Here is a 12038-nt window from a genome sequence, read left to right on the forward strand (position 1 = left end):
CGGAGGTGTGCCTATCCCAGTTCCGCACATTGAATCTGCGCCTTGTGCGCCTTCATCGCCTTGTTGCGCATCTGCCAGAACGAATGGCCGATGAGGGCAAGGACCAGGATGGCTCCTCCAAGGAGCGTCTGCGTTGTAGGCGTTTCCGAAAAGACGATCCACACCCAGATCGGAGCGAGGATCGTCTCCAGCAGATAGAACATGCCGACCTCCGGCGCGGAAAGATACCGCGGGCCTGTCGCCAGACAGAAGAAGGCGAGGGGGATCATCACCAGGCCGTTGAAGAGAATGTAGCCGGGTTCTGCAATCGAAATGCCGCTCGGCGGAAGGAGCAGGAAGGCGGCGATGGCCGGGAAGATCGCGGTCGTCAGCGGCACCAGCGCCATGTCCCGGCCGCTCTTGCGGGCGATGGTGATTGCGCCCGCCAGCAGGCAAGCCGAGCAGGCGGCCATCGCATCACCGAAGAGGTGTCCGCTCTCCAGCCCGTCCTGCACAATGATCCCGACGCCGAAAACCATAACCGCCATTGTCAGCAGCGTGGCGTTGGAGGGCCGTTCCTTGAGGAAAATCCAGGAAAGGATCGCCGCGAACATGGATGTGAAGGCCAGCACGAAGACGACGTTCGCCGTCGAGGTGTTGAACACGGCGAGCAGGAAGGTGAAGGAGTTGATGGCGTAGAAGAGACCGGCGACCAGGCCCGCTTTGCCGGGGATCAAGGAAACGCGACGGCCGAGGACGCGATTGAGCACAAACCAGGCAACCAGTGCGACGATGAAGGTCGAAAGGCTGCGGAGCGCGAGAATCGACCAGACTTCGCCGTTCGCCGAACGGATGAGCGGAATGTCGAAGGAAAGGGCGAGGCCGCCGAGGCCGGTGATGGCAAGACCGCGCCGGTGCCGGGCGGCGTCAAAGGAAGGGGTCAATTCTCAGTCCGTTTCGGTGGATGCGTCATCGTGACCACAATAGCGCTCCCAGCCGCGGGCCATAAGGTGCTCCTGCGGCAAAAACTTTGTTTTATACCCCATTTTGCGCGAGCCCTTGACCCAATAGCCCAGATACACGTGGGGCAGACCGCGCTCCTTCGCACGGCGAATATGATCGAGGATCATGTAGGTGCCGAGCGAGCGCTCCGAGAGTGCGGGATCGAAGAAGGAATAGACCATCGACAGGCCGTCGCTCATTCGGTCGGTCAGCGCCGTTGCGATCAACGGGCCCTTGGCCTTTTCGTTGATGCCGTCGCCTTCGATCCGCAACCGATATTCGATGATCTTCGTGTGCACATGCGTGTCCTCGACCATCATGGCGTAGTCGAGTACCGACATGTCGGACATCCCGCCCTTCTGATGCCGGCGATCGAGATAGCGGCGGAAGAGGTTGTATTGTTCGCTCGAAGGTTCCGCGGGGTATTCGGCCGAGATCACGTCGCGATTGGTGGCGAGCACCCGCCGCATCGAACGCGTCGGCGCAAATTCGTTCGTAAGGATGCGGACGGAGATGCAGGCACGACAAGTTTCGCAGGCCGGCCGGTAGGCGATATTCTGGGAGCGGCGGAAGCCGCCCTGCGTGAGGAGATCGTTCAGTTCAGGGGCGCGCTCACCCACCATGTGGGTGAAGACCTTTCGCTCCATCTCGTTCGGCAGGTACGGGCAGGGTGCCGGCGCAGTCAGGTAGAATTGTGGAGACGGTGCGGTCTGCGTGTTCATCGAATGTGGAGGCCACTCTTCGTGCGGTTACTCATCGCAATAGCATGGCCTAAGAATGAAAAACGTCAACTCACTCGTTTAGGCATTCCTCACGGATTGGCGTTGCAAAGCACGGAGCTAGCCCGCAGGCATTAATAGGCGTCACTGCGGACCGTGACCGTGCCGATCAGAAGGTCGTGCAAGAGCCGGCCGCGGTCGGTGAAGAGGCCGATCAGCAGGATGAGCGGCGTCAGCAGCGCGTTACCGATCCAGAAGATCACCAGATGGACGATGGCCGTCAGAAAATCCATCGGCCGCCCGTCCGTGCGGGCGATCGCCACGCCCATGATCCTCATGCCTGGCGAGGCTTGATCGCGGCCGCCGACCGTCAGCCCGAAATAGAGCATAGCCACAAGCGCGAAGAGCACGGGATAGAGGAGGAACCCGAGGCCGAGCGTCAGAATGCCCAGGAAAAACACGACGACCGCGGCCGGAATCCAGAGCAGGGCGATGATCACATAGTCGATGATGAAGGCAAATACTCGCCGCGACAGCACGCCCCGGTAGGCGCGCCAGTCATCGCTCGGGAATCTCACTTGTTCGTTGTGCATGCTCATCCGCGTGCCTCATATTGTTGCCGATCAGATATGGGGAATGAGCCTCGATAAAACAATGCATGGCTGAAATGCAGCCTGTCAGTCAGCGTTTTGCCAGGATGCGCGCCACTTCGACCGAAAAATAGCTCAAGATCCCGTCGCAGCCTGCCCGCTTGAAGGCAAGCAGCGTCTCCAGCATGACCCGTTCGCCATCGATCCAGCCATTGGCCGCGGCTGCCTTCACCTGCGCATACTCGCCGGACACCTGATAGGCGAAAACCGGCAGGCCAAAGGCCTCTTTCATCCGCCAGCAGATGTCGAGATAGGGGAGGCCGGGCTTCACCATGAGCATGTCGGCACCTTCCTCGACATCGAGCGCGGCATCGCGGATTGCCTCGGTACCGTTGGCCGGATCGATGTAGTAGGTCTTCTTGTCGCCCTTGAGCAGACCGCCGGTGCCGATTGCCTCACGATAGGGGCCGTAGAAGGCGGAGGTGAATTTCGTCGCGTAGGACATGATGCCGACATTCTGGTGGCCGGCGGCGTCGAGCGCCTCCCGGATCGCGCCGATGCGCCCGTCCATCATCTCGGACGGGGCGATGATGTCCGATCCGGCATCGGCCTGCGTCACCGCGGCCCTGGCGACGACCTCCACGGTCTCGTCGTTCACGATCTCGCCGTCACGGAGGATCCCGTCATGACCGTGGCTGGTGAAGGGGTCGAGCGCGACGTCGGTGATGACGCCGATGTTCGGCACCGCCTTCTTGATCGCCCGCGTCGCCTCATTGATGAGGTTGTCAGCGGCGAGGCTGTTGGAGCCGGTCTCGTCGCGCAGCGCCATGTCGATATTCGGAAATGTGGCAACCGCCGGGATACCGAGGTCGGCCGCTTCTTTCACCGCTTCGACCGCCTTGTCGACGCTCATGCGGTTCACGCCCGGCATGGCGTCGATCGGCTGGACGATGCCGCTGCCCGGCACGATGAAGATCGGCCAGATCAGGTCGTCGACGGTCAAGCGGTTCTCCTGTACCAGCCGCCGCGTCCAGTCCGCCTTGCGGTTGCGGCGCATGCGGCGGTGTCCGGTTATCCTGTCCACAAGATTCGTCTTGTCGTTCATCACGCCGCTTCCTTCTTTCGTCTGCACTGTGAACGCGCTTTACCATGTACCGCCATCGGTTGAAAACCAAACAGCGTCGCCCCCGCATGCGGCATTTGCTCCCGGCTCTCCCTAAGACCGGGGGCAGCCGCCAGTTCTTGCCGGTGGATCTCACGAGGCACTCGGCCTATGTTGCCGCGCATGCTTCACGATTCTGCTCATGTGCCGAAGCCGTCGCTGACCGAAGTGCTCTTCGGCTGGTTCCTGCGCCTGGTGTCGGCGTCCTGCTTCTGGTTCGCCCTGAACTATTGGGCGCTGCTCATCGGCTTCTCCCATAATGGTGCCGGGCGGTTCGATCTGCTGCCGCCGGAATGGCGCGCCGCGGCGACCGCCCTTGCCGTTGTCTACCCGGTCGCCGCTATCGGCCTGTGGCTTCTGGTTTCCTGGGGGCCGGTCGTCTGGGTCCTCGCCGCGGCGATCGAGATCGCCGTCCACGAATTCTACCCCGGCATGTTCGGCGCGCGGCCTTTGCTCTTCGTGCTCCACGGGGCTGTCGCCGTGACCTTCGTTCTTTTCCGTGTTGCGCTTTTCGTGCAGCGATTGCGGCAAGCGCGCAAGGTAAGGGTTGATTCACCCTGAGACAGGCTCGCCCGACGGTAAGTTCATGTTAAGGCTGCGGTTTAAGTAGAATTTTATACGTATTCGATAGGGTCTCACTCAAGGCGGGAAGACAAACAGACACCGCCAAACAAAACAGTGAGGCAGTCAAATGAACACGAAAATGAAGCCGCAGGCAGTTGCGCCCCGAGACCCGCAGGAAGAAACGATCCGTGGTCTCTACATGGAATCCCTTCACCTTGTCGAGCGTCTGCATCGCCGCCTGCTCGACGTCATCAAGGACGAGTTCGACCGTCAGGGCCGCAGCGATGTCAATGCCGTCCAGGCGCTGTTGCTGTTCAACATCGGCAACTCCGAACTGACCGCCGGCGAACTCCGCTCGCGTGGTTATTATCTCGGCTCGAACGTTTCCTACAACGTCAAGAAGCTGGTCGATCTGGGTCTCATCAACCATCAGCGCTCCCGCGTTGACCGCCGCTCGGTCCGCATCAGCCTGACCGAAGAGGGCCAGGAAATCGCCGAAACCGTCGCAAAGCTCTACGAGCGCCACATCGGCTCGATCCAGAAGGTTGGCGGCATCGGTTCCGACGAATTCACCCAGATGAACAAGCTCCTGCAGCGTCTCGACCGCTTCTGGAACGATCAGATCCTCTATCGCCTCTGAGCAAATCGCACACCTCCAGTTCAAGGGTCGGGCGCAATCCCTGCGTGTCCGACCCTTGCCGTTTTTTGCCAGATACGGTTGTTGTCAGACTCTTCTCGTGCTATCCGCCCGGCCGGCCCGAGACACGAATTGGCCATATTGCTATGACAGCGACGCTTGCATGCGGCAGGTGCGCTTGCGCCGAAGACGACGATTCGTTTCGCCATCGGTCTGCCGGGAGAGGGCTCTCGCTCGCATTATCGTGAAGGCAATGGGAGAGCCGGGTGGCACGCGGGTTTACCTTTGTTAACCATGTCGTGTTAGGGCTCGGGCAGCGCGCGTCTTGCGCGCATTGAGATGGTGGGACTATGTCGAAAAAGAACGGAATTGATGCTTTCTCGCGCCGTGCATTTCTGCGCTCGGCCGCAACGCTCAGTGCTGCCGCATGGACAGGCGCCGCCAGCGCGCAGGACGCTCTGAACGAGCTCATCAATTCACCGCGCCGCGGGTCCTGGGACGACCAGTTCGACGCCAAGGCATCGCGCACGGCGACGGCGGTCCTTTCCAACACGCCGGTCTTCGGGCCCGAAACGATCGGCCATCTCCAGCAGGCGATCTATGACTATCAGCAGATCGTTGCCGCCGGTGGTTGGCCGACGGTCACGACCTCGGTGAGGCTCGAGCTGGGCGTTACCGATCCCTCCGTTCAGCAGCTGCGCCAGCGCCTGATGGTTTCCGGCGACCTGCCGCGCTCGGCCGGTATCTCCTCTTCCTTCGACTCCTACGTCGACGGTGCGGTCAAGCGCTTCCAGGCGCGTCACGGCCTGCCGGCTGACGGCGTCATCGGCGAATACACGCTGAAGGCATTGAACGTCGATGCCACGACCCGCCTCGGCCAGCTTGAAACCAACCTTGTCCGCCTCCAGTCGATGTCCGGGGATCTCGGTCGCCGCTATGTGATGGTCAACATTCCGGCCGCCTATATCGAGGCTGTCGAGAATGGTCGGGTGGCGCTGCGCCACACCGCGATCGTCGGCAAGATCGACCGCCAGTCGCCGATCCTCAACTCGAAGATCTACGAGGTCATCCTCAATCCTTATTGGACCGCGCCGCGCTCGATCGTCCAGAAGGACATCATGCCCCTGATGCGCAAAGATCCCACCTACCTCGAGCGCAATGCTATCCGTCTCTTCGACGGCAGCGGCAATGAAGTCTCCCCCGAGACCGTGGACTGGAACGCGGAAAAGGCGCCGAACCTGATGTTCCGTCAGGACCCGGGCAAGATCAACGCTATGTCCTCGACGAAGATCAACTTCCACAACGAACACCAGGTCTATATGCATGACACGCCGCAGCAGGGCCTGTTCAACAAGCTGATGCGTTTCGAATCCTCCGGTTGCGTGCGCGTGCAGAACGTTCGCGACCTCTCGACCTGGCTGCTGAAGGAAACGCCCGGTTGGTCGCGTCAGCAGATCGAGGCGACGATCAAGTCCGGCGTCAACACGCCGATCACGCTCGCAGAGGAAGTGCCGGTTTACTTCACCTATGTCACCGCCTGGTCGGCAAAGGACCGGGTCGTGCAGTTCCGCGACGATATCTACCAGCGCGACGGCGCTGCCGAGCTCGCGCTCCAGACGACAACGGGAATCGAACAGTCGGCAGGTGCCATCGACCAGGACGCTTTGCCGCAATAAGCAAACTCCCGTCTTCACAGATAAGGGCCGCGCATCTCAATGAGCGCGGCCTTTTTCTTGGCATGCTCGCTTTGTCGTTCGGCGCGGCGGATGGTGGAAATGGCGCAAACCGCACAGCGGATATTGCTCTCCGCGTGCGAGGAAGCTAAAGAACGACCACCTTTGAGAGGAGCCTCGAGCCGATGCTTGCACAGACCAATGACGCATTCTTCACCCGCTCTCTCGCGGAAAGTGATCCGGAGATCTTCGGTGCGATCGAGAAGGAGCTGGGGCGCCAGCGCCACGAGATCGAGCTGATCGCCTCCGAGAACATCGTTTCGCGGGCCGTGCTCGAAGCCCAAGGCTCGATCATGACGAACAAATATGCCGAGGGCTATCCGGGCAAGCGCTACTACGGCGGCTGCCAATTCGTCGATATTGCCGAGGAACTGGCGATCGAACGCGCCAAGAAGCTCTTCGGCGTCAACTTTGCCAACGTCCAGCCGAATTCCGGTTCGCAGATGAACCAGGCGGTGTTCCTGGCGCTCCTGCAGCCCGGTGACACCTTCATGGGCCTCGATCTCAACTCCGGTGGTCACCTGACCCACGGCTCGCCGGTGAACATGTCCGGTAAGTGGTTCAACGTCGTTTCCTACGGGGTCCGCGCGGACGATCACCTGCTCGACATGGACGACGTCGCCGAAAAGGCCCGCAAGCACAAGCCGAAGCTTATTATCGCCGGCGGCACCGCCTATTCGCGCATCTGGGACTGGAAGCGCTTCCGCGAAATCGCCGATGAAGTCGGTGCCTGGCTGATGGTCGACATGGCCCATATCGCCGGTCTCGTTGCCGGCGGTCAGCATCCCTCTCCGTTCCCGCATTGCCATGTCGCGACGACGACGACGCACAAGTCGCTGCGCGGTCCGCGCGGCGGCATGGTGCTCACGAATGACGAAGAGGTAGCCAAGAAGATCAACTCGGCCGTCTTCCCTGGCCTCCAGGGCGGCCCGCTGATGCACGTGATCGCGGCCAAGGCCGTGGCCCTCGGCGAGGCCCTGCAGCCCTCCTTCAAGGAATATGCGGCCCAGATCGTCAAGAATGCCCGCACCCTCGCCGAAACGCTGAAGGCGAACGGCCTCGACATCGTTTCGGGCGGTACGGACAACCACCTGATGCTCGTCGACCTGCGCAAGAAGAACGCGACCGGCAAGCGTGCGGAAGCCGCTCTCGGCCGCGCCTACATCACCTGCAACAAGAACGGCATTCCCTTCGACCCGGAAAAGCCCTTCGTCACCTCGGGCGTCCGCCTCGGTGCGCCGGCTGGCACGACGCGCGGCTTCAAGGAAGCGGAATTCAAGGAAATCGGCGAGTTGATCGTCGAGGTGCTTGACGGCCTGAAGGTCGCCAATTCCGACGAGGGCAACGCCGCCGTGGAAGCTGGCGTGCGCGAGAAGGTGGTCAAGCTCACCGATCGGTTCCCGATGTACAGCTACATGTGATCGGACGGCTGCATGCGCTGCCCCTATTGTGGTTCCGAAGACAGCCAGGTGAAGGATTCCCGTCCGGCAGAGGACGGGAATGCCATTCGCCGCCGCCGCATCTGCCCGGATTGCGGCGGTCGCTTCACGACCTTCGAGCGGGTGCAGCTGCGTGAGCTGATGATTATCAAGAAAACCGGCCGGAAGGTGCCTTTCGACCGGGACAAGCTGCTCCGTTCATTCGAGATTGCTCTCAGGAAACGCCCAGTCGATCGGGATCGCATCGAGCGCGCGGTGTCGGGCATCGTCCGCCGGCTCGAAAGCTCGGGGGAGACGGAAATCCCCTCCGAAGAAATCGGTCTGCAGGTGCTCGAGGCCCTGAAGAGCCTCGACGATGTCGCTTTCGTCCGCTACGCGTCGGTCTATCGAGATTTCTCGCATGCGGAAGATTTCGAGAAAGTCATCGCGGAAATCAGCGCCAAGATCGCGCGCGATCCCGGCGAATAGGCCCAAGCGGAGCGAAGCATGACAGCGCCGACGCGCGAGGACGAAAGGTTCATGGCGGCGGCGCTGCGCCTCGCCCGCCGCAGTCTCGGCCTGACGTCGACGAACCCTTCGGTTGCCTGCATCATCGTCAAGGACGGAACGATCGTGGGCCGGGCGGTAACGGCGCCGGGGGGACGCCCGCATGCCGAGACGCAGGCGCTCGCGGAAGCCGGAGAGAAGGCGAGGGGAGCAACCGCCTATGTCACCCTCGAGCCCTGCTCGCATCACGGCAAGACGCCACCCTGTGCCGACGCTCTGATCGCCTCCGGCGTCGCCCGCGTCGTCATTTCTATCCTCGACCCGGACGAGCGTGTTGCCGGACGCGGGGTGGTGATGCTGCGCGACGCCGGCATCGCCGTCGACATCGGCGCGCTCCATGCCGGCGGAGAGCAGACGCTTGAAGCCTACCTCATGCGTCAGCGCATGAAACGCCCGCATGTGGCTCTGAAGCTTGCGGTTTCCCAGGACGGGATGATCGGCCGCACGGGGGAAGGCCAGGTTCGGATTACGGGAGCGATTTCGCGTGCGCAGGTGCAGGTGCTGCGCGCGGAGACCGATGCGATATTGGTCGGAATCGGTACTGCGGCTGCCGATGACCCGGACCTAACCGTGCGCTTGCACGGCCTCGAAGACCGGTCTCCAATTCGCATCGTTCTCGACCGACGCCTCGATCTGCCAGTCCGCTCGAAACTCGTCCGTTCGGCGCAAGAGGTTCCGGTGATTGTTGTGGCAGACGCAAGCCTCGATGAGAATGCTGCCACCCGCCGCGCCGCGCTTGAAGCTGCAGGCGCCGAGGTCCTGAATGCCGACGCCATCCCCGACCTTTTGACGGCGCTTGCCTCGCGCGGCATTTCCTCGCTGCTGGTCGAAGGCGGCGCGCGGGCGGCTCGCGCGTTCCTCGATGCCGGCCTCGTCGATCGCATCCTGCTTTTCACCGGTCCGATCACCATTGGTGAAGACGGGATCCGATCCCCATTTGATCGGCAGTCCATTCCGGCCGGTTTCGTGCTTCGTCGGACGGCGCGTTACGGCGACGATATTTTCGAGGATTACGAGAGAAACATCTGATGTTCACAGGCATTGTCACCGATATCGGCACCGTTGAGGCTGTCACACCGTTGAGGGAAGGCATCAAGCTTCGCATTGCCACGAATTACGATCCGAAGACGATCGATATGGGCGCCTCGATCGCCCATGCCGGCGTGTGCCTGACCGTCACGGCACTGCCGGAGGCAGGCAGCAACGAGCGCTGGTTCGAGGTCGAGGCATGGGAGGAGGCGCTTCGGCTGACGACGATCGCCGGATGGCGAAAGGGCACACGCATCAATCTCGAGCGTTCCTTAAAGATCGGTGACGAGCTTGGTGGTCACCTCGTGTCCGGTCATGTGGACGACAAGGCCGAAATCCTCTCCGTGGAGCCCGAAGGCGACGCGGTGCGCTTCCGGTTGCGCGCGCCGGAGCATCTTGCCAGGTTCGTCGCACCCAAGGGCTCGGTCGCCCTCGACGGAACCTCGCTCACCGTCAACAAGGTGGATGGTGTCGAGTTCGACGTGCTCCTGATCCGTCACTCGCTCGAAGTCACCACGTGGGGCGAGCGGCGCGCCGGCGATCTCGTCAACTTCGAGGTTGACACGATGGCGCGTTATGCGGCGCGGCTGGCAGAATTTCCCGCACCCAAGGCGGAATAGCGGTGGCAGAAATGGATCCGCCCCCCACAAGCGGGGACGGACACCGTTGTTAGGGCAGGGTTTCAGCGCACATAGAGCGTGAGGCCGCCGTCGGCCGCCTGCGATGCGCCCGCGATGTTGTTCATCTCGACATTGCGTGCCTTGAGCTTGGCGGCGAGCGCCCTGTTACCGTCGACAGCGGTATGGAGTGCCGCTAGCTGTTGCGGCGTTTCTGCGTCGATCCTGGCGCGGGTCTCGTTCATGCGGCTCAGCGTGTCGACATCGACGATCCTGAAGTTATCGCCCTTGAAGTTGCGAACGGTCCGGTCGATCTGGTCCGGCCAGTTCATTTCGACACCGGCCGCGTAGGAGATGCCGCCGAAACTCAAGGCGGACAGGGTGGCGATGACGGAGATTTTCGCAAAGCGGTTCATTGTCATGCTCCTTTGGTTGCCCGCGGGGCTGTGGCTTATTCAACAAGCCGATGCGTCCCGCAGGGGCCAGCACCAATCCTTTGCGGGTGAAGTCACCCACAGCGAAAAGGCGCTCGACTGTTTCGACTGGTTGAGGCGGCGCCCCCGTCGCGCGACCGGGAGTTACGTCGTTTCAACGATGGCAAAATGAGCCGGAATGTGGCTCTTTCGAGGGCATAACGACCTGAAAAATAATTAAAAATTGTTCATGTTCGAGGTCCGGAAGGGCCCTTTAGACAGCGGACTTCCGGTGCCGTTCGAACAGGATGACGTGGTTGCCGTGATAGGTCGTGCGCCAGAACTCCGCAAAGCCATGCTTGGCGGCCACCCGGATCGATGCCTGGTTGCCGATGTCGATGACACAGGTCTTCTTCAGGGTCGAAAAATGACGATCGGCCCAGGCGAGCGCCGCGGTCACCGCCTCTGTGGCCAGCCCCTGGCCATGTGATCTGGGGGAAAGCGCCCAGCCCATTTCCATCGTGCCTTCGAGGGAGGGCGTGATAAGCCGATGTGCGTCGTGGAAACCGGCCTCCCCGATAAAGGCGCCGGTTACCTTCTCCTGGATCGCGAAGAAGCCGAAGCCGAAATAATGCCACATGCCGACCTGGCGCAGGAAGCGTGTCCAGGACTGCTCGCGCGAATAGGGTATGCCGCCGATGTAGCGCGTGACCTCCTCGTCCGCGAACAAGGCGGTATAGGCGGGAAAGTCGTCGCGCCGGTAGGGGCGCAGCAGAAGTCGTTCGGTTTCGATTGTGGGAACGCTGTGCATGTTTTAGGTCCAGATTCTTGCGAGTTATATCAGGCGCCCGGTTCGCCGTCCCAGTAGTCGGTTGTGGACGCGGCGCGGCCGATAAAACGGAAGGAAGCGTTTGGCGAACCGGGGCGCCGTGTCTTTGCTAGGAATTTGCCAGAGTCGGGATATTCGCAGATCTCCGTAGCCGCCATCGTTGAGATGGAAAGGTATTTGAGCGCCGTGGTGCCCGTATTGATCAGATGATGGGCGGTTTCGGGGCCGCCGGCTGGCGCGCCCAACACGTCGCCGGGACCGACTTCGTGACGTTCGCTGCCGAAGCGATAGGTTCCTTCTCCCTCAAGGATGATGAACAGCTCTTCCTCGACATGGTGGTTGTGAAAGGGGCAGCCGGATTTGCCCGGCGGCACCTCGCCGTAGCCGATGCCCAGATCCTTGAGGCCGAGGAGAGCGCCGAAAGAAGCGTCGCTCGACTCGAAAAACGAGCCGCGCTGCCAGTGCTCGAGTTTGAGGTTCTTTAGGTTGACGATAGGCTTTCGCGAATTCGTCATCGTCTTCCTCCTAATCTTCGCGACGCCAATGTCGCCACGTTCATCGTTGAAGTGAGGGACAGCCCCGCCTTGCAGAATCGACGCTACTGCACCTAAGGTTTAGGTGCAATCAAAGCTGTTGCAAGCGAATACGTCCGGCAGCCCACCCTTGTAGCAAGTCCGCAGGGCCAACTGCTGCAGCGCCCGCTTCGGCCGCTGTTGTTTTTTCGTCGCCCGGAGACGGAAGAGCTGTCGGCCCCCCGCGCCACAGGGGCGTCGGCGCGG

Annotated in this window: 14 protein-coding genes; 7 read left to right on the forward strand and 7 right to left on the reverse strand. The window is 61.7% G+C overall.

Features of this window, described 5'->3' with window-relative positions:
- Positions 1 to 11 precede the first annotated feature (11 nt).
- The 4 genes from GHK62_RS03100 to hemB form a co-directional block, all read right to left on the reverse strand.
- Positions 12 to 923 carry a DMT family transporter gene (locus tag GHK62_RS03100; protein ID WP_153436885.1) on the reverse strand — a complete coding sequence of 304 codons (912 nt, stop codon included), beginning with the start codon at positions 921 to 923 and terminating at the stop codon, positions 12 to 14.
- A 3-nt stretch (positions 924 to 926) separates the two neighbouring features.
- Positions 927 to 1703 (reverse strand): arginyltransferase, encoded by a 777-nt coding sequence (locus GHK62_RS03105; protein WP_153436886.1) that lies wholly within the window; start codon positions 1701 to 1703, stop codon positions 927 to 929.
- Between the two features lie 131 nt (positions 1704 to 1834).
- Complete coding sequence (locus GHK62_RS03110; RefSeq protein WP_153436887.1) at positions 1835 to 2299, reverse strand: RDD family protein; 465 nt, start codon at positions 2297 to 2299, stop codon at positions 1835 to 1837.
- An 82-nt stretch (positions 2300 to 2381) separates the two neighbouring features.
- The gene (gene hemB, locus GHK62_RS03115; protein ID WP_153436888.1) at positions 2382 to 3395 is read right to left on the reverse strand and encodes a porphobilinogen synthase; all 1014 of its coding nucleotides are present in this window, start codon (positions 3393 to 3395) and stop codon (positions 2382 to 2384) included.
- 180 nt (positions 3396 to 3575) lie between these two features.
- On the opposite strand from hemB, the gene GHK62_RS03120 reads away from it, so the two are divergent.
- The 7 genes from GHK62_RS03120 (at position 3576) to GHK62_RS03150 (ending at position 10020) form a co-directional block, all read left to right on the forward strand.
- Positions 3576 to 4013 (forward strand): DUF6163 family protein, encoded by a 438-nt coding sequence (locus GHK62_RS03120; RefSeq protein WP_153436889.1) that lies wholly within the window; start codon positions 3576 to 3578, stop codon positions 4011 to 4013.
- Between the two features lie 130 nt (positions 4014 to 4143).
- Positions 4144 to 4656, forward strand: coding sequence for a transcriptional regulator LdtR (gene ldtR, locus GHK62_RS03125; protein ID WP_136504221.1), 513 nt, complete (start codon positions 4144 to 4146; stop codon positions 4654 to 4656).
- Between the two features lie 347 nt (positions 4657 to 5003).
- A complete protein-coding gene (locus GHK62_RS03130) occupies positions 5004 to 6329 on the forward strand; it encodes a L,D-transpeptidase family protein (RefSeq protein ID WP_153436890.1) in 1326 nt (441 codons plus the stop codon).
- 182 nt (positions 6330 to 6511) lie between these two features.
- On the forward strand, positions 6512 to 7807 hold the full coding sequence (glyA, locus tag GHK62_RS03135) for a serine hydroxymethyltransferase (RefSeq protein WP_153436891.1): 1296 nt from the start codon (positions 6512 to 6514) through the stop codon (positions 7805 to 7807).
- 12 nt (positions 7808 to 7819) lie between these two features.
- A complete protein-coding gene (nrdR, locus tag GHK62_RS03140) occupies positions 7820 to 8293 on the forward strand; it encodes a transcriptional regulator NrdR (RefSeq protein ID WP_003529310.1) in 474 nt (157 codons plus the stop codon).
- A gap of 18 nt (positions 8294 to 8311) precedes the next feature.
- Positions 8312 to 9400 carry a bifunctional diaminohydroxyphosphoribosylaminopyrimidine deaminase/5-amino-6-(5-phosphoribosylamino)uracil reductase RibD gene (gene ribD, locus GHK62_RS03145; RefSeq protein ID WP_153436892.1) on the forward strand — a complete coding sequence of 363 codons (1089 nt, stop codon included), beginning with the start codon at positions 8312 to 8314 and terminating at the stop codon, positions 9398 to 9400.
- Entirely contained in the window at positions 9400 to 10020 is a 621-nt protein-coding gene (locus GHK62_RS03150; protein WP_153436893.1) for a riboflavin synthase, read from the forward strand. Before ribD ends, GHK62_RS03150 begins: the two co-directional genes overlap by 1 nt.
- A gap of 62 nt (positions 10021 to 10082) precedes the next feature.
- On the opposite strand, the gene GHK62_RS03155 is transcribed toward GHK62_RS03150, so the two are convergent.
- The 3 genes from GHK62_RS03155 to GHK62_RS03165 form a co-directional block, all read right to left on the reverse strand.
- Positions 10083 to 10433: a hypothetical protein gene (locus tag GHK62_RS03155; RefSeq protein ID WP_153436894.1), complete on the reverse strand. Its 351-nt coding sequence runs from the start codon at positions 10431 to 10433 to the stop codon at positions 10083 to 10085.
- Between the two features lie 271 nt (positions 10434 to 10704).
- Complete coding sequence (locus GHK62_RS03160; protein WP_153436895.1) at positions 10705 to 11241, reverse strand: GNAT family N-acetyltransferase; 537 nt, start codon at positions 11239 to 11241, stop codon at positions 10705 to 10707.
- 29 nt (positions 11242 to 11270) lie between these two features.
- Complete coding sequence (locus tag GHK62_RS03165; protein ID WP_153436896.1) at positions 11271 to 11774, reverse strand: cupin domain-containing protein; 504 nt, start codon at positions 11772 to 11774, stop codon at positions 11271 to 11273.
- Positions 11775 to 12038 lie beyond the last annotated feature (264 nt).

It is taken from the genome of Sinorhizobium terangae (genome assembly GCF_009601505.1).
Lineage (GTDB): Bacteria > Pseudomonadota > Alphaproteobacteria > Rhizobiales > Rhizobiaceae > Sinorhizobium > Sinorhizobium terangae.

Bases quoted from the DNA above. Each gene is read 5' to 3' on its own strand.
- GHK62_RS03105 (WP_153436886.1), bottom strand. From the start codon at position 1,703: ATGAACACGCAGACCGCACCGTCTCCACAATTCTACCTGACTGCGCCG.
- GHK62_RS03110 (WP_153436887.1), bottom strand. From the start codon at position 2,299: ATGAGCATGCACAACGAACAAGTGAGATTCCCGAGCGATGACTGGCGC.
- hemB (WP_153436888.1), bottom strand. From the start codon at position 3,395: ATGAACGACAAGACGAATCTTGTGGACAGGATAACCGGACACCGCCGC.
- GHK62_RS03120 (WP_153436889.1), top strand. From the start codon at position 3,576: ATGCTTCACGATTCTGCTCATGTGCCGAAGCCGTCGCTGACCGAAGTG.
- ldtR (WP_136504221.1), top strand. From the start codon at position 4,144: ATGAACACGAAAATGAAGCCGCAGGCAGTTGCGCCCCGAGACCCGCAG.
- GHK62_RS03130 (WP_153436890.1), top strand. From the start codon at position 5,004: ATGTCGAAAAAGAACGGAATTGATGCTTTCTCGCGCCGTGCATTTCTG.
- glyA (WP_153436891.1), top strand. From the start codon at position 6,512: ATGCTTGCACAGACCAATGACGCATTCTTCACCCGCTCTCTCGCGGAA.
- nrdR (WP_003529310.1), top strand. From the start codon at position 7,820: ATGCGCTGCCCCTATTGTGGTTCCGAAGACAGCCAGGTGAAGGATTCC.
- ribD (WP_153436892.1), top strand. From the start codon at position 8,312: ATGACAGCGCCGACGCGCGAGGACGAAAGGTTCATGGCGGCGGCGCTG.
- GHK62_RS03150 (WP_153436893.1), top strand. From the start codon at position 9,400: ATGTTCACAGGCATTGTCACCGATATCGGCACCGTTGAGGCTGTCACA.
- GHK62_RS03155 (WP_153436894.1), bottom strand. From the start codon at position 10,433: ATGAACCGCTTTGCGAAAATCTCCGTCATCGCCACCCTGTCCGCCTTG.
- GHK62_RS03160 (WP_153436895.1), bottom strand. From the start codon at position 11,241: ATGCACAGCGTTCCCACAATCGAAACCGAACGACTTCTGCTGCGCCCC.
- GHK62_RS03165 (WP_153436896.1), bottom strand. From the start codon at position 11,774: ATGACGAATTCGCGAAAGCCTATCGTCAACCTAAAGAACCTCAAACTC.